This window comes from Brucella sp. NBRC 12950 (assembly GCF_030268145.1).
Taxonomy (GTDB): Bacteria; Pseudomonadota; Alphaproteobacteria; order Rhizobiales; family Rhizobiaceae; genus Brucella.
The window spans coordinates 53887-73812 of record NZ_BSQC01000016.1 but is presented as its reverse complement, the minus strand read 5'-3'; the positions used below and the strand labels follow the sequence as shown (position 1 = coordinate 73812).

Sequence of the window (19926 nt, the reverse complement as noted above, 5' to 3'; positions counted from 1 at the left end):
TCTTGTTCTTTCGGTAGAGGCTTGTTATTTGACAGGAGAAAGAAGAACTGGCGCATATTACGAAGTTCTTGTGGGCGAAGTTTTGGAGAGAGACCTACGCTCGTTTTTGGTCTTTAATAGCGTCAGCTCAGGCTTGAATAGAAGAGCTTGTAGCGATAATATGTTGTCATTTATTGAGCTATCACACCGGTGTTAGGATTGAAGCGCCCGCATGAAATTTCCAGGTAAACGTCTCATCGTCGAATATAAAAATCGCCGTGTGCGAAAAGATGCGAAATCGCTATGGGGAGACATCAATCTCCAAGAAATCTCTAAAGCGATAGAAGATGAAGCCGCACCGCCACTGAGCAGCCAGCCGGTGCGTAAGTCGCGCAATATGGCGACCCACAGACAGCCTCGCCCCATTCTGAGTTCGCCAGCTACGAACGGGAGCCCTGCCCCCTTGGTCGACAACGCCGCCACGGGGCGCATTCTTCCTGCCCTCAATGATGCGACTCCTGTCTTCTATGGCGACAGCCATCAACCTGCTGCAGTTCCAGTCAGCGAAACTGAAACCCCGCCTGTCGTAAAGCAAGATGCCCCATACGCGACGCCGTCCTCGAAGCAGATCATTCAATCTGTGCAGAAACCTGAAAAGCCAGTTTCTCGCGCTGATATTGAAACTGATACAGCGAAGCAGACAGAGGAAATTTTGCCTCCCACAGCGACGGTGTCATCATCTCCATCGCTTGAAAAGGGATTAGTCGAGCCACTCCTCGATCCGGCTTCAGACAAGCCTTCAACCACTGAAATTGTTGAGAAGAAGGTCCCATCCGTTTCGACCAATAAAGCGCTTACGCGTGAGGTGACCGCTCGAAAACCCAAAAAGGCCGATAGCGTTAAAAGCAGCGTATCGGGCTCCCGAAATTTTGCAGTTGCACCCACCACAGGGTTTTACTCATTACCAGAAGGGTTTTCCGACGATTTGGAAGCGCTTGACAGAGAAAATGCTGCTCTGAAGCATCGGCTGGCGGAAACGCTTCGCAAAGAAAATTCGCAACTTGAACGAATGTTGGTCCGGGCATCGAGCCCTATAGGGGAATAGGGTAATTCAGCCGTTAAACACTGCTCATTTTTTTGAGCAGGCGGATGAGGCCTTTCCCTCTTAAGTGTTGGGATGCCGAAGGCGATTTTGTATCCGTCGGCATCCAGAAGTGTGCACTGAGGAAAAATATAGGAAATCGCACGCTACAGCAGATCCTTAACGGGCCCTCGTTAAGGGTCGGTATTGTTTATGAAATCGGCCTCTTCAAGCTCGTTGGCTTTCTTTTGAGAATTTTTTTCACCGTCTCTTTAGTCTCTTGCGGCGGCGCATCAGAAAGACACTCCAGTGTCGCGTCAAGCAAATTGAAAGCCACAAAGTCACCCCTCACTTCAGGCGGTAGTTTGCTTTTTTCCGCATCGTCTTGCTGTTGGTTTTCTCGCCAGTTGGCCAAGCCAACACGTGAACCAGGACTGAGGCGTTTCAAGCGACGAAGGAGAAACTTGGCGCGATGTGCAGATTCCAGGTCAAGAACACACAGGACTATCGCAGTAGCGCCGTCCAAATCTGCTTTCCGCAACTGGCTAGGTTGCGAACTCTCGTGATCGACCACGCGCACATCTGCACCTTGAACCGATAACACCTGTGCCAACATAGCGGCGCTCACATCATCCAGGGGACCTCGTCCACCGAGACAGATGATCCTCTTTCCCTCTCCTGACGGCAATTGCACCGTCTCGGCGCCCTCGCGGTCACTCGGTGTATCAACCGAGACATCCTCATCGTTGTCCTCCTCCTCGTCCGCAATCTGCCTGAGATTTGCGACCACAAGACGTGCGCTTTGAGACACTTGCTGGAGCTGAATGTCACTGAGCACACCACGTGTGCGATCATTTTCTGCAATCAGCAGCGCGGGTATCGCGACATTTCCATAATATTCGACGAGAAACTGCTTCGAAAGAAACTCAATAGCATTGTCGGTCGCTTCGTTGGGATCGCCCGATAATAAGCGTTGATATAGGCGCTCTTCCGGATTCAGAACGGGCTCGGAGCCGAATAGGATTTCCAAGAACCTGAACTGTGGTACGTAGCGCCCGAGGACAACCAAGCAGACGGTTAGCGGCGTCGACAATACGAGCCCAATGGGTCCCCAAAGCCAAGTCCAAAAAATCGCAGCAACAATGATTGCAAGTGGCGATAAACCGGTTCGCGAACCGTAAAGCCAAGGCTCCATAACGTTGTTACTGATCAGCTCAAGGACAGCAAATAATGCGATGGTCCACAACAACAAGCTCCAGCCCGGCGCGATCGCGATCGCCAAAAACAGGGGCATGATTGCGGCGATCACCGGTCCAATGTAGGGCGCGAAGCGAAGCAGGATAGCGAGCATGCCCCATAACAATGCGTTAGGAATGCCTAGGATCCATAGCCCAATCCCTAATGGGACACCATAGGCCGCATTTACCAAGAGCTGTGTCAGCAAATAGCGGCCGACCCGCGCACCCGCGTCCTGCAATGCAATTGTAGTCTTATGTAGATCACCATGCCCTACCAGGCGGATAAACCGATCTCTCAATTCTTCCCGCTCGAGCAACATGAAAATCACAACGACAATAACGAGGCCAAAGGTTGCAACGGGCCCTACCAGTGGGCTGACAATCGTTTCGAGCGTTTGGATAGGATTGCGTTGAGAAAAAATCTCTACCAAAATTGGCTTGCGTTCTGGCTGCTGTGTTCCAATATTCTGATCGGACTTCTTCTCCTCTTGACTGATTTCCGCACCGATGCGTTCTGCAAGACGGTTTAGACGATCAATCAATCCGTTATCTGTCCCGGCCTCTTTTAGCAGGCGTATTTTTTCAACGATATTATATTGATATGTGGTGACATTCTGGCCGACTTCGGCGACCTGAAACGCGAGCACTGCACCGAACAGGACAATGACAAGAAAGCCACTCGTAACGCTTGCCAATATGGCGGGCAACCGGGGAAGGCCTCGGCGTCTCAAAAAGGCGACAATCGGCGCGAGCATGAACGTAAGCAGCACGGCAAACGCCAAAGGCAGGAAGACATCTTTTGCAAAATACAAAACTGCAACACCAGCAGCAATTGCTGCAAGCGCCGGCATCCGGGACTGCTCATGAGCTGGCATATAGGCGCGCTCGCTTATTTTCAATCCCGGTTCCATCGTACCCCTACTTTTATCGACGCCATTCCCATTGCGGTAGATAGCGCTGAAAAAACAGATGGCAATTGCTATCAGGTCAATCTGGCCAGCCGGTCCTTAACGTTTCATTGGCGGATTACTTTCAATCAACCGAATAAGAACGCATACCGTTCTTGCCTTCCGACTTCACCTCGTAAAGAAGGTCGTCGGCCCGAGCCAGCAAGAGAGTGATCTCCCTTTTTTCGCGGGTCCAGACACATCCGACGCTGATCCCCACTCCGGTGACCACCTGATCGATCACAATGGGAAGACGCATTGCTTCAAGGATTGAATTTGCCAGCCTCAGTCCATCCACCCGGCTCCCGCCATGCACAACTGCAAATTCGTCCCCGCCCATGCGCGCGACAAGATCGCAGGCGTCTACAGTAGACGACAGTCGTTTGGCTGTTTGAACCAAAACTGCATCACCCATTGCGTGACCTAGACGGTCGTTGACAGCTTTGAACCCGTCAAGATCGATAGCCAGAACGGAATAGCCTTCATCGCAATTCAGTTCGCGATAGCCGATCTCTAACCCGTGCCGATTTAAAAGTCCGCTTAATACGTCCGTCCTGGAACGCAACTCGAGATCCGCAAGCCTTGTCCGTTCAGGAGTGAAATCAAGTGCCACTCCGACAATCTTAAGCGGTGCGCCATCGCCGTCACGCAGGAGCCGACGTTCACAACGCATCCACCGCTCGCCATTATTTGTATTGAGCCGATACTCAGTAACAGCGTGCTCGACACGGCCGCTCAACAAATGTGTTAGGTCAGCTGCTGAAAGATCATGGGGATTGATCTTACTCAGGTAGGCTTGCAAGTTAAGCCGTTCCGCGCCCGGACCATTGATCAGCTCTGCGAGTTTATCCGAGGTTTCGAAGATATCGCTCTTGACGTCGAGATGCCAGAATCCGCCGTTTATTGCATCCATTGCGAGCGATAACATGGCAGCCCGCTCTCGCAATTCTCGCTCGGCAGTCTTTGCGCCCGTAATGTCCTCAATCTGAGAAATGAAGCGAACGACCTCCCCTTTGTCATCACGCATTGCGGCAACGTGAATGACGACATAAACCGTTGATCCGTCGGATCGTATATAGCGCTTTTCAACTTTGTAGCCGTCGCGTTGCGCCGCAAGTACTTCATTGAAAAGTCTTAGATCGAGGGCAATATCCTCAGGGTGAGTGAAATCCTTAAAATGCATTCCCTCAAGTTGGGTTAGCGGGTAGCCAATAAGATTGGAGAACGCTTGATTTGCTCGCAGTAGATGACCATCCGTGTCCACAAGCGCAATGCCTATTGGGGCATGCATGAAAGCGAAGTTAAACAGTGCAATCCAGCTTTGAACGCTAGTGCGATCAAAACCCCCCTTGTCCATTCTGCTCCTCCATTCCGCGGTATCTTTTAAATGGCCCAAGAACCGACAGTTCAACATTTAGCATCTAAATATGTTAGCGAGCAATATTTTCACCGTTTAAATTCGCTCGCTTTACTATTGAGGATGGCGTGAGCTTCAACACTAAAGTACGAAACTCCGACCAAACCATTTTCGGATCAGTCTGAGTTCTTCATTTATTTCCGATAGGACCGACCACTGAAACAGCGGATGATAAAACAAGGTCCGCTCGGGAAGAAATCTTCAATCTAGTTCCGCTATTTCAGCTTAAAAATGGAGCGTTAGGCGCGACACAACCCTGAAATTTGGGAGTTGCAGGACGGACTAGACCCAAAGTTAATTCTATTTTATAGAAGTTTAAGAAAAATGTAGTATCTTTAAGCAATAAGTCGATCGAATATTACATAGTCTACAACCCTAACCACGATACCGCAGGAGAACCTCTCAATGGCTGAACAAAATCCAAACGAAGTGACTGAAGCAGCAACCGCTGAAAACGCGCAGCAGACCAGCGCACCAAAAAAGAAAGCGCCAGCAGCAAAAAAAGCTGCAGCTCCTAAAGCTGCCGAAGCGGCTCCTGCTCAAAAGTCACGCCGTCTTACACCTGCTGAGCGCGCCGATTTGCTGGCTGCTGTTGCGAGCGAAACTGCAGACGGCAAGAACACGCTGAAAGACACGCTCAAGAAATTCAACATTAAAGAACAGACATACTACAACTGGAAGAACGACGCACAGGCTAAGACTGCTAAGGCGGCATCGGGCTCCAAGAAGCAGGCAGCTGCCAAGCCTGCCAAAGCAAAGGCATCTACTTCAAAGCCAGCGGCAACGGTGTCCGCACCGGCCAAGGCGACCTCGAGCAAGTCCTCCCCTGCAACCGATGAACTCAAGGCTCTCGTTGCACTTGAAGCTGAAAATCAGCGCCTGCGTAAGTCGCTCGCTGAAAAGCTACGCAAGGAAAATGCTGAGTTGCGTAAGCGCCTCGGCCTGTAATTAGATACGACCGCGTCACCTTTCGGGTGACGCGGTCGTCTGCATTCCACCGCCTTTCAAGGACACGGTGTTGGAATGAGGACATTCTTTTTGTTCTCGACAAGCGAATTTGTGCTGTTTAGTCTTCTTATAATGGAGCAACCGGTAAAACGTCGCGCACTCTTCTTCATTGGGGGATATGATCCGAAGACGCCGGACGCGTATTTCGGACGCATGACCAAGGAACTCCGTCGGTTTGACGAGCTTTGGGAGACGCGAACGGAGCTCTTAGAGTTAGATGGAAGCACAGACATCGCTTCGGCTCGCATTCGATCACAATGTGTGGCTGAAAACTGGCAGACCGATTGTGACTTTACCTTCCTGGCGCTCGATTCTCTGGTTCTCGCCGACTTCAACCGCCCACTCCCTTGGCGGCTCGCAAAATATCTTTATGCGTTCATAGGCTTTTTGTTCTCAGGCGCCTGGCGCTTTTTCCTGACTGCTTGGCGCTTCGGGCTCTATTTTCTTTACCCATTTCTAGCGATAGTCGGCTTTTCTGTCATCGGCGCAGTGGTGGCCCTGCTTATGCCTTCGATCTTTGGTCCCGCAAAAGCGGTAATCGGCATAATGACGTTTTTTGTGGTCCTTGCAGTTTTCGGTAAACGCTGGTCCGTGAACCATCTCATGGATTTATGGTCATTTTCATTTGATTTCATCTGCTCTAAGAGAGACGATGCCGATCAGTTGTTGGATCGCTTTGCCGAAAAGATTGTGCGACAAGTCAAAGACGGCGCGTATGACGAAATCATATTGATCGGGCATAGTACGGGTGGGATGTTGATCCTCGAAACAGCCGCCCGTTGTTTGCAACGGGACCCAGATTTTTCTCAACGGGCGAACAAGGTCATTGTCCTTACGCTTGGTTCAACAGCGATGAAGGCCGGGTATATTAGTCAGGCGAAAAAATTTCGCTCGAATGTACAACTGCTCGTAGACGACGGGAAAATGGACTGGGTGGAAATCCAGTGTTTAACAGATCCGATTAATTTTTATAAAACCGATCCAGTCGTTGAGATGGGGCTCAGAAGGAATAAGGGCCGAACATTTCCCCTCGTAAGGGCGGTAAGGATGCGGCAAATGTTGTTGCCGGAAACCTACCGACGGATAAAGCGCAACCTCTTTCGCGTTCATTACCAGTATGTGTTCGCAAATACAGAGCGCTATTGGTACGACTTCTATCAGATCTGTTACGGTCCGCTTTTTCTGATCAACCGGGCGAAACATCACATCATAGGCAATCCATCCGACGAGGAGAGTGCTATATTATGACGTCTCAGATTGCTGTGCTCGTTTGGGCAATTGGTCTCATCATTTGGACCGTAGTTCGGATCCCACATCGTAGACGCGCACGTAGAGTCGGCGTCAACAGTGATGAGCGTACGCTTGCAGACAGACTAGCTCTGTCCATAGCGACTTTGTCGCTTTCAGTGATACCGATCGTCTACATTGTCACAGGATTTCCATCAGGTGCTGACTATAGCTTTCAGAGCTGGCTTGCATGGATCGGGCTTTTTGTTCAAATTGCCTTCCTCCTGATATTTTATATTAGTCACCGGCAGTTGGGACGGAACTGGTCAGTTTCCCTACAAATTCGCGAAAAACATGAACTTGTCACCGAAGGTATCTATCGCTATGTGCGACATCCCATGTATCTCTCATTCTGGCTATGGGCTGTAGCGCAATTTTGTCTGCTCCCGAACTGGTTTGCGGGTGGCGCAGGAATAGTCGGCGTGGGCATATTGTATTTTTGTCGTGTCTCTCAGGAGGAAGCGATGATGCGTACGCATTTTGGTCCCGATTATGACGAGTATTCAAAGAGAACAGGTCGCGTCGTTCCTAAGTTCTGGTGACTAATTTGAGAAATCATCTTCGCCTCTCCACTCGTCACCTCAATCGGCGTCACGTTTTAGCCGCTGGTTTGGCTGTCTTCGCTGCGCCCACATCGCTTGTGCAAGCGGCCATGAATGCTCGTAGGACTTCACTACAAAGCGACGCATCGATTTATCTCCTCCGCGGCTTTGCAAATATTTTTTCCCGGGGACTTGACCAAATTGCGACAGACCTTCGCTCAGCTGGCATTGAAGCTATCGTTCGCAATCACAGCGCGTGGCGGTCCGTTGCAGCGACGATAATCGCAGATTATAAGAGCGGTCAGAAGAGATCTATCGTCCTTATTGGTCACTCTTTGGGTGCCAATGCAATTATATCGATCTCTGAGGAACTGGCCGAAAATGGCATACATGTTGACTTGCTGGCAAGTTTTGCCGCCACGGCGCCGGCGCCCTTACCGCGCAACGTCAAGCACGCGATAAACTATTATTTTTCCGAGAATGGCTGGGGTTTGCCTCTTGTAGCTGGTCCACAATTTAAGGGAAAGCTCGAAAATCGGGATTACTCCCGCGCCAAAGATATCGGGCATTTTAATATTGATAAACAGCGCGCGCTTCAGGTCGAGGTAGAGCGCCAGATCATGTTAATCGTAAAAAGGCGAACCTAGATCGACTAAAATTCCACTATAAGGGTGAGTGCTCGAACTTCTAAGCTTATCCGTCGTTCTTATCGAGTTTAAAGGCCTTTATGAAGTGGTTACCGATCGGCGCAGCTCTCCAAAGAATGCTATTCAGCCGAGCGATAATTTTATGACGATAGACCGGCAGCCTTCCTGGAAGCAGCGACCTTATCGCCCTTTCGGCAGTAATCCTAGCATCTATGTCGCCTGCCTTGCTGCCTACAACGACTTTCACCGCTGCACCCATCTGATTGCGCTAGCGCATCGCGTCGAGGGTTCATATGACGAGGTTCGCACCATGTGATCGAAGTCGAAATCTTTCCGAACACTGGTCGGCGCTTTAAGCGTGGGAACGGCGGCGTTCATATTTCTATGCCGAAATTTCTCAATCGCCAGAATGAAAATGCGAGCATTTATGTGATTGAAATAAGCGATATTTTCCGAGTAATGCAGCAACGTTCGTCGCACGGCGACAACCGAACGGCAGCCAAATGACGGGTCATCGAGGGCCGAAAATCTTCCGTCATTTGGTGTGCTTTCTTCTCAAACGTTCTCAGTTCACAGGGCTAGGATTGGTTTTGGGGTAGGTCTTGACCACCTCAACCGATGAGACCCTGTCATCCATTCCATAACGGCCCAGATTTTGAAGGCCCCATCTAGACAGAGTGACTTTTTGGCTTTGTCCGAAGCGCGGGTCGCTAAAGTCATGGTTGTAAAGGGTAACGTTTAGCCGCCCAGCACGTTGCTTTGGAACGAAGATGCTGCTCATCGTGTCATTCGGTATCCCTAGACTTGCAACATTGAAGCGATATGTTTCCTGCATGTTGGTCTTTAGCCCTTGAGGCGTAAAGATCAGCATTTCTTGTCGCGAAATCAACTTGTCTGGAGTGAGACGTAAGGAGGAGTTCTTGCCTAATCCCATTTCATGTTCGAACACGTGTACATTGTCACCCCATGGGTAAGGCCAGTTTGTCGTATCATCGATTGAAGGAGGGTCCTCTTTCGGTATTTCTGGCGCATCGACGTATTCAAGACCCTTAATGTCGAACCAGACTTGCACATTTAGATCGGTCTTTTGTGGATCTGCTGCTATCACGCTCCAGGTCGTGTACGGACCGAATTTGTCCATGTCGATCGTTATCTCGCCTTTTGCCCTGTCGTCTGGGTCGAGCCATTGAGGACCGTCACGCTCAATGGCGACAAGACGCACCTTGAACTTGTTGTTGACGACACGAGGGTGAATTGTTGGACGTATTGTATCCCGTCCGAAATATCCAGGAGCCGGAAGCAGGTCGCTTGGGCCTTTGTCAAATAGCCGATAGGCTTCCCGACCTTCAAACCAAAGATACCACTCCAATTCGTGGTCATGGCCGCGGTTTTCGGAATAGTTGTTCGGGTTCCAACGCGTAAGTTGAACGCTCAATTCCTTTGCCAGCATTTTCTCTCGTTCTCCCATTCAGTAGAAATTGAAGCTTGGCAGAAATTCACGTTTTGACAAGTAAGCAGCTTAAATCAAGAGGTTTGCTAGGCTAAAGACGACCTTAGCTGGGTTCACTTAAGCATCCTTACTCAAAATGATGCACTCAATAAAAACCCATGCACTGTGGCAAGCAAAACACTGGTTTCTTATAAAGGCGGTTTCAAGCCTGCAATGGAGCTGGGCTAACGATGTTCAAACGAAACAATTCCTGCGTGAAAGCGTTGTCTTAATCGGCGGCTGAATTTCCGAGCTTCAACGAAGGAGAAGTAGCCATGATAGAGAACGGTTATAAGGTGAGACAAGAAACCGATGGTACGTGGTCAGTGGTAGAAGCCTATCGCGGCGAACCCGTAGAATATAGAGCTAAATTGCAGACCGGTTTAACCGAGGCTGAAGCGAATGATTGCCTTGTTCAAGTCACTCGCACATACATGGAGCGACAACATGAAGGCGGAAGCGGCAACTTACCTTAGATCAACTCACATGGACGATGCCGCCCCAAAGACTGACCATCCCATCTCCTTGCACAATTTTTCAAGGGCGCGAGTGCCAAGCAAGGAGTTGCCATGCTGGTTCAGTCCTGGCGACCAGACAGCGATCGACGCAATACCGGGAACAGTTGCAATGATCCCACCGCCCACGCCACTTTTAGCCGGCACTCCTACCCGAAAAGCGAAATCGCCAGAGCCGTCATAATGGCCGCACGTCATCATCAGCGCGTTAATTCTAAGAGCTCGCTCAACACTGACAATTCGGTGACCACTTAATGGATCCCAGCCTGAAGCGGAGAGGAAGAGGGCAGAGCGTGCCAGTTGTTCGCAGGACATCGCCAATGCACACTGGTGATGGTAAACGCCTAAAACATGCGAAGGATGGTTATCGAGGTTTTTGTTCGCTTTGAGCAGGTTGGCAAGCGCTGCGTTATTAAAACCTGTTTGTTCCTCGGCTTTCGCAACGTTCTCATCTATGAATATATCATCGTCATCCGAGACTGACTGAACAAATCGGACAATCTCGCCTATTGTCTCCCGCGGTTTATGAGAACTTAGCAAGATATCGGCGACGACAATTGCCCCGGCATTGATAAAGGGGTTGCGCGGGATGCCTTTTTCCAGTTCCAACAGAACGCTTGAGTTGAATGGATCACCAGATGGCTCGCGGCCTACCCTATTCCAGATGCTGTCACCGCGTTTACCGAGTGCAAGCGTCAAAGCAAAAACTTTGGAAATACTTTGAATCGAAAATTTTTCCTTTGCGTTGCCAACGGAGAGCAATGCTCCCTCATGTAGCATCACCGCCATTCCAAATTTAGCTGGATCGATCTGCGCAAGAGGTGGAATGTAATCCGCAACCTTCCCGCGGGCTTCCACCTGTGAGATCTCTGCCTCGATATCGGACAGAACGGCGCTCAATCGCTGCTTCAATTCAACTTCCTTCAAGGCTTCCAATTGTGAACGCGAAAGCCGTGATTCGGCTGTCTTTGAAAGAGCTAACACAAGGATTATAGGGAAAACCAAACATTAATGTCCGCCCCGCAAATATCAGATGAACCGCAGCTCTTTGAGAGTCTGCTTCGCTTGCATCAGTATGATGATTGCGGATCTCTGTCGTCTTGTAAAACAGTCTTTCGTGCTTAGTGGTTATTGTGTCTGGCTGTCCTGAAGCGCATTTTCAACCGGTTCCAACCCTTAAATAGCCCGCGTTTGGACGTGGATTCGAATATTTCCTCAGGACCATTGGGATCGAGGATTTCATTTTCTGCCAACCATTTTTCGATCTCAGAAAGCTCGGGCAGCTTATAGGGATACAAGCTGCGTCCGGTTCCACTCAAGGTTTCGATCGTTTCGATCATTGATCCGGTTTCCGCATAAAGACGCGATACGACCTCTTCCGTCACGCCCAAATGTTCAGCGATAAGGTCATTACGCAACCGACTGATTTCGAGTCTCAATCCTTTATACTTATCTTCGTCAGCAGAAAGGATGATGTCACATTCACTATCAAGGCGCATTGAGCGATTGTTGAGGTTCGAAGAACCGACCCGCAAAATTGTATCATCTACGACCATAATTTTGGCGTGAACGTAGATTGGGTTACCGTTCGCCGTTTGCGGGTGCCAGATCCGCAGCCGACCGCTGTGATCGATGCGTTGCAAAGCCTTTACCAATCTCGCGCGGGCAGTGTCCATGGCAAGTGGCTCCAACCAGCCCTGAGCTGAATTGGGCGTGACGATAATTATTTCAGGAGGGTCTGGCTCTAAGAGACGCTCGGCCAAGGCATGAGCGATTTTTCGCGATGCAAAATATTGACTTTCTGCGTAAATCAAACCCTTCGCTCGCCGTACCATATCGAGCCACGCCGCCTCGATTTCATGTACTGGCAACTGATTTTCCATTTTCGGAAGGGTCCGGGCGATACCCAGATGCATATTTGCAAAGGTCGCAACCAAAGTTTCAGGCCAACAGTCGTGCCGCTCTGCGCAGGGTCCCAGGGCTTCACCTGTAGCCGCTTCCCACCGCATTCTGGCGAGATCTCCGATTGCCTTGGCGGCGTCGCCATCAAAGGCGCTAGTTGTGTCATGCCACGGCTCCTGTGGACAGCCGCTTGGCGTAACCCTGCGCGGATCGTCGTCAAGGTGCTCACGGGTGTCCCAGCGCCGCATTGTAAGGTCAATTCCACCGCAAAATGCGATGCTGTCATCGATTGCCACGATTTTCTGATGGTGGGACGCAGCTATTGGATGTTTTGCATCGAACTTCAACGTAATCCGCGGGTGAGCCTTCCATCTCATCACAGTCCACAGCATGTTACCGCGTAACAGGGCCCTTAGTGCACCCGTATCCCAGCGCAGCAATCGGATTTCTAATGAGGGCGTCCGATCTGCCAGCCAAAGGATAAAGTCGCCCAAATACTGCGGCCCTCCGTCGTTGCTCTCGCCAAGAGAGATCCGGGTGTCAAAATCCCAGCCGACAAGCATGATTGATTGACGTGCCTTTAAGAGCGCCTTTCGAAGGGAGATAAAGTAGTCGGCACCGTCGACAATGAACGCAAAGCGTTCAGCGTTTTCGACCCGCCAACAATTCAGCCCAGGCTGCAACATCTGATCTTCGGACATGTCCCCCGCCTTTTACACATATCGCCTGGGAAGTGCGGCTCCAAGAAAATGGAGCCTCAAACGATCTTGTTGCTTTCAGTCTGCTTCCCCCCTTCAATTTGATGGACATCTTCTACTTTTCCATTCGAAAAGAGGATAAGGGTGATTAAGGCAAACACCATAATGATAAGTGCAATGTCGAATGCGTTCACCGCGCAAGCAATACCAATAGCCCCTGTGGCCCAGAGACTTGCAGCTGTGGCCGTTCCTTTGACAGAAGAACTAAGACGTAGGATTGCTCCACCTCCTATGAAACCCATGCCGGTGATAACCCCTTCAATTATCCGGGCCAATGCCTCGGGGCTTTGGGCTGTAATTCCTTCGGTCGCCTGGACAAAACCACAGCTCGCAACCGCAACGAGAGGAAATGTCCGCAACCCCGCACTTCGTTCTTCTCTCTCTCGGTGCCACCCGATGGGAAGAGCTAAGACATAGGCGGCGACGAGCGTGATCACATGAGGCCAAATGTTGAAATTGTCGGAATTCAGAGCGTCATAAAGCGCGGCGTGGAATTGTTCCATACGTTCAACCCTCAAGATTTGTGCGTCATAAACGTATCAAGCTCAATAACGTTCCAATGACCTTCAAACTACAGGGTGCTGGAACAAAGGCTCAACAGTTAAGTTAACCCAAACCTCTCACTGACGTGGTGCAGATGCATAGCCACCGGGTATTTGGAGTCTCACGGCCTTTATTGATTAAGCAGTAATGAAAGGAACTTCCGTGCGGATTGCGACTTACAATGTGAACGGGATCAATGGTCGATTGCCGGTCCTTATGCGATGGCTCAAGGAAGACAGACCCGACGTTGTAGCGCTTCAGGAATTGAAGACAACGAACGAGAAGTTCCCGCACTCGTCGTTGTCCGAAATTGACTACCAGGCAGTGTGGCACGGTGAAAAGAGTTGGAATGGTGTTGCCATTCTTGCCCGAGGTCAGAAGCCTGTTTTGACACGAATTGGCCTACCAGGCGATCCCCGTGATACGCAAAGCCGCTATATCGAAGCTGCCGTAAATGGTATTCTTGTCGGTTGCCTTTATCTTCCGAACGGCAACCCGGTGCCTAGTCCAAAATACGACTTCAAGCTTTCCTGGCTCAAAAGATTGCACACTTATTCGGCGGAACTCCTGGACAAGAATGTGCCAATAGCATTGATGGGCGATTTCAATATAATACCGACCGATTTTGATGTTTACGCCCCTGAGCGGTGGCGCGATGATGCGCTGTTTCGCGAGGAAGTCAAAGAGGTTTTTTCTTTGCTTTTAAGCTTGGGTTGGACGGATGCGGTCAGGCAGCTACATCCGAAGCAACAGAGTTTTACTTTTTGGAAATACTGGCGCAACTCTTTTCAAAGAGATGCAGGTCTCAGGATAGACCATGTTTTGCTCGATCCCAAGCTTGCGTTAAGGCTTCGAACGGCAGACGTTAGAAGAGAGCCTCGAGGTTGGGTCCGATCAAGTGACCATGCACCTGTAATGGTCGTTCTCGATTAAATGCCAGGATGAATTTAATATGCGCAGGGCTTTTTAGGCTGCCGCAATGTGCACAGTCGCTCACTCTTCCACCTCTCAGATGAACCACGCCTATCCCGTCCGAGGACAAGCGTCAGGCTCTCAATCGGATTGAGCAGGCGTACTCGGCTGGTCGGCACCGGTTCCTGTCTGTTGGGTATTACCTTTCTCGACCTCGCTAGGTGATTGGCTGGGTGTGTCCGAGGTGTGAGGCATTTGAATGCCCTGTGGTGGCTTACTCGAACCACCAACATCTTCGAGGATCCGCTTTCACCTCTCAAACTCTTGTTCTCCGGCATCATCACCTCCAACACAAAATAGCGATATAAAGACCCGTAAAAGAATGACGAGGAGCACTGATAATATTGGGGCAACGCCCTCACAGTCTGCCGCTTTTCTCATATTCGCGTGCTCCAGGATCCCGTGCCCTCATGCCACCCGTTCGGCTGTATACTTTGACGCCATAAACGCCCTTTCAAGCTTGGGTGATGGCGCTTCGATCGGGTTAGGATCACCGCATTCCGGGCTCAGTCTCATATGGAGCCACTGCCGGATCTAAGCCGGGGACTTTATCACCAGTCTCGCCTTTAGAACGGCACCACGCGTGCGGGCGCCAGAACTGCGGTCGGGTTGAATTTCTTTTACCATTTTAAACCTCCCGATCAGAACCGCGCAGTCCCGCTAATGTCCCCTCTATCCCTCCCTGCGGTTTATAGGTTTTGGGATTCAGTTGGTCTGATCCTGCTAACCTTTTAGGAATGCCATTTTCTTTGCACTCTTGGCCTTCGTTGAACGCCTTGAATAAAAATCTGACGAGGCTGAAACTTTTTGAAAGCTGAGGAGTTATTTGAGCAATGCAAAGCCAGTCTGCCAGTGAGATTACGATATATTCACTGGCCGTGGTGCTAGCTATAAAAGGAGATAATCAACATGAATTCTATCATCTATTTAGTAGGTCTTGTCGTAATCGTGTTGTTCATTCTTTCTTTTTTGGGATTACGTTGATGGTTGACCAAACTGTAATCGATAGTTCTTCAGACCGCGGATACGTTGACTGGGCCGCGATTTTTGCTGGCGCTGTAGTTGCGTCCGCTATCATGGCAGTTATGACGGCTTTCGCGAGCGGGCTGGGCCTAAGTTCGTTTTCGGTCGATGATGGTGGCGACCTCAGTGTTGCCTGGCTTGTTATAACGGCACTTTTCTTAATCCTGTCGATGGTCGCATCCTATATGCTGGGTGGGTATATCGCTGGCAGAATGCGCCGCCCGACGGGGACCGCGACGCGGGACGAGTCTACCGTTCGCGATGGGATCAATGGTCTTGTCGTATGGGGTCTTGGAACTGTGATTTCTGCGCTTTTCGCTCTCAGTGTGTTATCAGGCGGAGCTAAAGTTGTTGGAAATGTTGCCCAGACAGCTGTTGAGGCCACAGGTTCCGTCGTTGGCGGCGCTGCACAGGGCGCTGGACAACTTGCTGGTGGTGTCATGACAGGTGTCGGAAACGCAGCAGGTGGCTTGGCGCAAGGTGCGGGCCAAGCCGCAGCACCCTCCGTCGAACAGATGTTGCCAGAGGGCTTGAAGACCAATCCAATGGATTATCTGACAGACACGCTACTTCGGACTGACAATCCAAACATGACGGCTGGTCAGGAAGTCCAGGATGTTGCCAATTTCCAAAGGCAGGCCGCTGGTATCCTCGGTAATTTGCTTTCAACAGGCGAAATCTCTGAAGCAGATAAGACTTGGCTGAGTACGCAAGTCGCTAATCGCACGGGCATCAGCCAAACTGACGCCGACACGCGTGTCAATCAAGCAGTGGAACGGGTTCAGACACTTCGGACAGAAGCTCAAACGAAATTTGATCAAGCCCAAAAGGCGGTTGCGGATGCGAGAGCTGAAGCTGAGAAGGCCATCGAAGAAGCCAAGACCAAAGCGGCCAATGCTGCGGAGCAAGCAAGGATTACCGGTATTTTGACTGCATTTTTTCTTGCCGCTTCCGCGCTTGTCGCTGCTGCAGCAGCATATATTGGTGCGGTGCATGGCGGCCGCCATCGCGAGGAAGGTCGTATATGGGGCGGTCTTGCGTATCGCCGATAACAAGAGATACGACCGGCCAAACAAACAGGATCTCTCTAGAGATCCTGTTTGCCATTTTGCCAATTGCGCCCCGACCGAAAATTCGTCGGATCTTTGAAAAAACAGTTCCAAGCCCGATCAGTGGGAGGCGCTAATTTCAGCGCCTCATCACGCTTTATTATTTTTGAGCGAGTGCTTGAACACCGTCGAGTGCGCATTCGGCGTCGATGCTGCCCGTCGGCGCACCACCGACACCTATCCCCCCGACCAGCGCTTCGCCGATCTTGATTGGAAGACCACCTGCCTGGATGACAAAGCGGGAATCCATATCTCTCATGCCACTATTTGCTGGCTTGGAGGCGATGAAATCGGCGATTTCACCGGAATCGCGGCCGAGCGCTGCTGCGGTGAACGCTTTGCCTGTTGCGCTATTGCCTGTGTGCGGGCCAGAGAGGTCCGCTTTGAGAAGAACCTTGGTCGATCCATCGCGCCCTACAACTGCGACACTCACATTGTGTCCCTTGGCGGCGCAGCTTTCGAGTGCAGCCTGGGCCGCTTTTGTTGCCAGTTCAAGCGGGAGATAAGGGGTGGTAGGAAGCGTCTGGGCAAAAACTGCGCCCGGAGCCATCGACAAAGCCAAAATTGCAAGTTTGCGGATCATGGTTACTCCTTAATCGTAATGAGCGCAGTCTAACCCTTCTTTTTGCCTTAGAGTATCCGTAATTACAGCATGATCCTCCGTAGTTCTACTGAGGAGCAATGCCTTGCAACAACATACGTGTCATCTCTGCCTGTGACGTCGTTCCCAATTTCAATCCGATTGCTGCTCGATGACTGTCGACGGTCCGTGGGGACAAACCAAGGCTATCGGCGATTTGCCTGGTGGTGAACCCTTGTCCAATGCGCTCAAGAACTTCACGCTCCCGGACAGTCAATGTAGCGAGCAAAGCCTGGTTTTCAGCCCTAAGGGCCTTATCAATGAGCAACTGCGAAAGCTTGTTCTGAGCCTTATGAATAGCGTCAATCAAGTCTTGTTCGTCTATGGGTTTGGAGAGGTAATCTACAGCGCCGTTCTTAAACGCTTTCCGGCAAGCCTCGATATCCCCATGACCAGAGATTATAATCACCGGCCAATCAACAAGTTGACCCTCAAGTCGCTCCTGGAGTTTCAGACCGGTCATGACCGGCATGCGGATATCAAAAATCAAACATCCTGGTTCTAAGCGAGTGAGTTGGGCAAGAAAAACTGTCGGATCTGCGAAGGTTCTGACTTCAATGTCGATGGTCGATAGAAGAAGACTTAGCGCTTTTCGGACGGCTTCGTCGTCATCCACTAAATAAACAGGGTACGCCACATTGCTATCCTTCGCCTTGAGTATTCGGCAATTCAACCCGGAACATTGCCCCGCGGCTGTTGGGAATGCAGTGAATCTCACCGCCGAAACCTTCGACCAGCCGTTTGCTGAGTGCCAGTCCCAGGCCCGTGCCCTCTGAACGTCCGGTCGTAAAGGGAGTGAAAAGCCGGTCGAGAAGTTGCGGGTCCACGCCGGGCCCATTATCGGCTATTTCGAGGACCGCGAGATTATTTTCAAGCTTCAACGACGCCTCAACTCGGCGGCCATCTTCCGAAGCGTCGTCTATAAATGCTTCAATCGCATTGCGTAGGAGATTGAACATGACCTGTTCCATTTCCACTGCATCCACGGTGGCTATGACGGGGCTTAACGGCATAATGAGTTCAATGCTAACGTTTCGACGGCGCGCTTCTTGATCGAGCAGCGTCTTAACCGTCATCAGCGAGTTTCTCAGATCTGAGGGCCTATTTCCCTGCCGTTGCGGACGTGACCAGTTACGGAGCCGATCCAAAATAGCCGACGCTCTGCGAGCCTGCTGGACGATATCATCAAGCGCTTCTCCAACAGCGGAAAGATTTTTTCGTTCCAACAGTCGCTTGCTTGCCTGAGCACTTGCAAGAAGGGCCGTCAAAGGCTGGGTGAGTTCATGAGCCATGCCACTGGCCATTTCGCCGAGCGAATTGACACGCGTCGCATGAGCAAGGCGGGCTTCAAGACCACTTAATTCCGCTTGCCGTTCAGCTTGCCGCGTGCGTTGCGTCTGTCGCGCGATAAACAACCCGCCAAAAAACAGCAGATTAACCAAGACCAGGATCGGAACCAGACGATTGGGTGGCAGTAAATCAGACCAGCCTATAGCGATGGCCGTTTCAAAAATGAGCGGTTGTGTGCTGCTTCCCAGCTTCTTCGAAAATTGCGCATTATTGAAGGATCCCGGATGGCTGGACAAGACTGTTCCATCTGGCATGAGGATGCGACGCGCGGTGCCGGGACGGTCCCAAAACGGATCATCCGAGCTGATCAACGCATCGGCATTTATCGACAGCATGAGCCCATCATGGGGACTTTCCGTGTTGGGGCTGCGTTTCACGATCAAATAGTGGCCGGGTCTTTTGTCCGACGACATGAGGTGGGGAACTTTGCCCGATGACAAAGCTGCTTGTCGAACGGCTGTAATCAGTTCCGGTTCGAGAGGCCGACTTCCGATCACTCGTCCTTCGGGATTTACCGGCACCAGCTGGATTTCATCAATTCGCGGGTAAAAACGGATGATGGTCCCAGCGACTTCCTCAAACACATCGAGCTGTGAAGTCTCTTCGCTTCTGGCTTTGGATTGTGCGATCGTTGAAAGCGCTGTGAGGTGCGCATCGTGCTGATCCACCCGCTGCGATGCCTGGCGATGCAAGGTGAAACTCGCTGCCTGAAGCTGGGATAACAACGTGGTATGTTGATAAATCGAAAGGCATAGAACGCTTGCCAAGTTTAAGACCAACCAGACAGATAATGGAAGTAGCGCTCGCCGCGATAGCCGGCGCTTTTTTCCATTATATCGATTCATCAATCATACCCGGCTTCAGTGATCCTCTATTTAGCATAGCGGCAGAGCTTTTCCCAGCCAACCCCAAATAGCAGATCTTTAGCCTCGTTCAGTTATACCCAAAACAGAAGCTGCTTGATTGCTCTTCAAACGTCCTAAATATCTGGCGTCAGCGAGCTTTCAGGAACGGAAACGCCAGAAGTTGCGGAACATTGAGACGAACCTGGAGTTCAGTTCCTGCATCGCGAAACTTGTATAATGCCGCTTAGGCTCAAACCTGAACAGAGAAAAATGGACGTCGCACTTATCATCGGCTATCTCGCCTCGCTTTGTTCGGTCACAAGTTTTGTGCCGCAAATCGTGAAGGTCGTACGAACAGGTGACACTGCAGCCATCTCATTACGCATGTACACTGTCACGGTGATTGGCTTCGCCTTATGGTCCGTTTTTGGCTTCTTGCGGCATGAGTGGCCAATCATTCTCACAAACTGTTGTTGCTTCTGTCTCTCCGGATTTATCCTGTTGAGGAAGTATAAATCCTCGTGAGCATCTGTTATCGTCGGTCTCGGTCACCTCATCTTGTGCACAAGGTTTGTGTTTTACGTCATCGACCATATCAATTCAGCTACTCTCTCACAGGCATCTGCGCGAAAGG

General features: G+C 50.8%; 18 protein-coding genes. 9 read left to right on the top strand and 9 right to left on the bottom strand.

The window, feature by feature from the left end; translation table 11 throughout:
* The first annotated feature begins 211 nt into the window (after positions 1-211).
* Positions 212-1084, top strand: a complete 873-nt coding sequence (locus QSJ70_RS22855; RefSeq protein ID WP_285539928.1) for a hypothetical protein — start codon at positions 212-214, stop codon at positions 1082-1084.
* Positions 1085-1271: 187 nt separating this feature from the next.
* On the opposite strand, the gene QSJ70_RS22850 is transcribed toward QSJ70_RS22855, so the two are convergent.
* Together QSJ70_RS22850 and QSJ70_RS22845 are read right to left on the bottom strand one after the other, a co-directional pair.
* Complete coding sequence (locus QSJ70_RS22850; protein WP_285539925.1) at positions 1272-3209, bottom strand: AI-2E family transporter; 1938 nt, start codon at positions 3207-3209, stop codon at positions 1272-1274.
* 121 nt (positions 3210-3330) lie between these two features.
* Positions 3331-4602, bottom strand: coding sequence for a diguanylate cyclase (locus QSJ70_RS22845; RefSeq protein ID WP_285539923.1), 1272 nt, complete (start codon positions 4600-4602; stop codon positions 3331-3333).
* Positions 4603-5067: 465 nt separating this feature from the next.
* Between QSJ70_RS22845 and QSJ70_RS22840 the strand changes: the two genes are divergently transcribed.
* The 5 genes from QSJ70_RS22840 (at position 5068) to QSJ70_RS22820 (ending at position 8462) form a co-directional block, all read left to right on the top strand.
* Entirely contained in the window at positions 5068-5610 is a 543-nt protein-coding gene (locus tag QSJ70_RS22840; RefSeq protein WP_215780982.1) for a transcriptional regulator, read from the top strand.
* A gap of 132 nt (positions 5611-5742) precedes the next feature.
* Entirely contained in the window at positions 5743-6918 is a 1176-nt protein-coding gene (locus QSJ70_RS22835; protein ID WP_502871714.1) for a lipase, read from the top strand.
* Positions 6915-7499 (top strand): protein-S-isoprenylcysteine O-methyltransferase, encoded by a 585-nt coding sequence (locus tag QSJ70_RS22830; protein WP_285539919.1) that lies wholly within the window; start codon positions 6915-6917, stop codon positions 7497-7499. Before QSJ70_RS22835 ends, QSJ70_RS22830 begins: the two co-directional genes overlap by 4 nt.
* A gap of 110 nt (positions 7500-7609) precedes the next feature.
* The gene (locus tag QSJ70_RS22825; protein ID WP_285539917.1) at positions 7610-8146 is read left to right on the top strand and encodes an alpha/beta hydrolase; all 537 of its coding nucleotides are present in this window, start codon (positions 7610-7612) and stop codon (positions 8144-8146) included.
* A 28-nt stretch (positions 8147-8174) separates the two neighbouring features.
* Positions 8175-8462 (top strand): hypothetical protein, encoded by a 288-nt coding sequence (locus tag QSJ70_RS22820; protein WP_215780985.1) that lies wholly within the window; start codon positions 8175-8177, stop codon positions 8460-8462.
* 249 nt (positions 8463-8711) lie between these two features.
* On the opposite strand, the gene QSJ70_RS22815 is transcribed toward QSJ70_RS22820, so the two are convergent.
* The 4 genes from QSJ70_RS22815 to QSJ70_RS22800 form a co-directional block, all read right to left on the bottom strand.
* Entirely contained in the window at positions 8712-9596 is an 885-nt protein-coding gene (locus QSJ70_RS22815) for a hypothetical protein (protein ID WP_285539914.1), read from the bottom strand.
* Between the two features lie 521 nt (positions 9597-10117).
* On the bottom strand, positions 10118-11077 hold the full coding sequence (locus QSJ70_RS22810) for a glutaminase (protein ID WP_502871713.1): 960 nt from the start codon (positions 11075-11077) through the stop codon (positions 10118-10120).
* Between the two features lie 194 nt (positions 11078-11271).
* Positions 11272-12753 (bottom strand): phospholipase D-like domain-containing protein, encoded by a 1482-nt coding sequence (locus tag QSJ70_RS22805; RefSeq protein WP_285539912.1) that lies wholly within the window; start codon positions 12751-12753, stop codon positions 11272-11274.
* A gap of 56 nt (positions 12754-12809) precedes the next feature.
* Positions 12810-13313, bottom strand: coding sequence for an MgtC/SapB family protein (locus tag QSJ70_RS22800; protein WP_285539910.1), 504 nt, complete (start codon positions 13311-13313; stop codon positions 12810-12812).
* Positions 13314-13500: 187 nt separating this feature from the next.
* Between QSJ70_RS22800 and xth the strand changes: the two genes are divergently transcribed.
* Entirely contained in the window at positions 13501-14286 is a 786-nt protein-coding gene (gene xth / locus QSJ70_RS22795; RefSeq protein ID WP_285539908.1) for an exodeoxyribonuclease III, read from the top strand.
* A 1022-nt stretch (positions 14287-15308) separates the two neighbouring features.
* A complete protein-coding gene (locus tag QSJ70_RS22790; protein ID WP_285539906.1) occupies positions 15309-16400 on the top strand; it encodes a hypothetical protein in 1092 nt (363 codons plus the stop codon).
* Positions 16401-16557: 157 nt separating this feature from the next.
* Here the strand turns inward: QSJ70_RS22790 and QSJ70_RS22785 are convergent, their stop codons facing one another.
* The 3 genes from QSJ70_RS22785 to QSJ70_RS22775 all read right to left on the bottom strand — a co-directional run bounded on the left by QSJ70_RS22785 (position 16558) and on the right by QSJ70_RS22775 (position 19115).
* Positions 16558-17040, bottom strand: coding sequence for a GlcG/HbpS family heme-binding protein (locus tag QSJ70_RS22785; RefSeq protein WP_285539905.1), 483 nt, complete (start codon positions 17038-17040; stop codon positions 16558-16560).
* 85 nt (positions 17041-17125) lie between these two features.
* Positions 17126-17734, bottom strand: a complete 609-nt coding sequence (locus QSJ70_RS22780; RefSeq protein ID WP_285539904.1) for a response regulator transcription factor — start codon at positions 17732-17734, stop codon at positions 17126-17128.
* A 4-nt stretch (positions 17735-17738) separates the two neighbouring features.
* Positions 17739-19115 (bottom strand): sensor histidine kinase, encoded by a 1377-nt coding sequence (locus tag QSJ70_RS22775; protein WP_285539902.1) that lies wholly within the window; start codon positions 19113-19115, stop codon positions 17739-17741.
* A gap of 414 nt (positions 19116-19529) precedes the next feature.
* On the opposite strand from QSJ70_RS22775, the gene QSJ70_RS22770 reads away from it, so the two are divergent.
* Positions 19530-19817, top strand: a complete 288-nt coding sequence (locus tag QSJ70_RS22770) for a SemiSWEET family sugar transporter (RefSeq protein WP_352231023.1) — start codon at positions 19530-19532, stop codon at positions 19815-19817.
* Positions 19818-19926: the final 109 nt, after the last annotated feature.

What these genes read in the sequence shown, in the direction of transcription:
- QSJ70_RS22855 (WP_285539928.1), top strand. Translation starts at nt 212, where the DNA reads ATGAAATTTCCAGGTAAACGTCTCATCGTCGAATATAAAAATCGCCGT.
- QSJ70_RS22850 (WP_285539925.1), bottom strand. Translation starts at nt 3,209, where the DNA reads ATGGAACCGGGATTGAAAATAAGCGAGCGCGCCTATATGCCAGCTCAT.
- QSJ70_RS22845 (WP_285539923.1), bottom strand. Translation starts at nt 4,602, where the DNA reads ATGGACAAGGGGGGTTTTGATCGCACTAGCGTTCAAAGCTGGATTGCA.
- QSJ70_RS22840 (WP_215780982.1), top strand. Translation starts at nt 5,068, where the DNA reads ATGGCTGAACAAAATCCAAACGAAGTGACTGAAGCAGCAACCGCTGAA.
- QSJ70_RS22835 (WP_502871714.1), top strand. Translation starts at nt 5,743, where the DNA reads ATGGAGCAACCGGTAAAACGTCGCGCACTCTTCTTCATTGGGGGATAT.
- QSJ70_RS22830 (WP_285539919.1), top strand. Translation starts at nt 6,915, where the DNA reads ATGACGTCTCAGATTGCTGTGCTCGTTTGGGCAATTGGTCTCATCATT.
- QSJ70_RS22825 (WP_285539917.1), top strand. Translation starts at nt 7,610, where the DNA reads ATGAATGCTCGTAGGACTTCACTACAAAGCGACGCATCGATTTATCTC.
- QSJ70_RS22815 (WP_285539914.1), bottom strand. Translation starts at nt 9,596, where the DNA reads ATGCTGGCAAAGGAATTGAGCGTTCAACTTACGCGTTGGAACCCGAAC.
- QSJ70_RS22805 (WP_285539912.1), bottom strand. Translation starts at nt 12,753, where the DNA reads ATGTCCGAAGATCAGATGTTGCAGCCTGGGCTGAATTGTTGGCGGGTC.
- QSJ70_RS22800 (WP_285539910.1), bottom strand. Translation starts at nt 13,313, where the DNA reads ATGGAACAATTCCACGCCGCGCTTTATGACGCTCTGAATTCCGACAAT.
- xth (WP_285539908.1), top strand. Translation starts at nt 13,501, where the DNA reads ATGAAAGGAACTTCCGTGCGGATTGCGACTTACAATGTGAACGGGATC.
- QSJ70_RS22790 (WP_285539906.1), top strand. Translation starts at nt 15,309, where the DNA reads ATGGTTGACCAAACTGTAATCGATAGTTCTTCAGACCGCGGATACGTT.
- QSJ70_RS22785 (WP_285539905.1), bottom strand. Translation starts at nt 17,040, where the DNA reads ATGATCCGCAAACTTGCAATTTTGGCTTTGTCGATGGCTCCGGGCGCA.
- QSJ70_RS22770 (WP_352231023.1), top strand. Translation starts at nt 19,530, where the DNA reads ATGCCGCTTAGGCTCAAACCTGAACAGAGAAAAATGGACGTCGCACTT.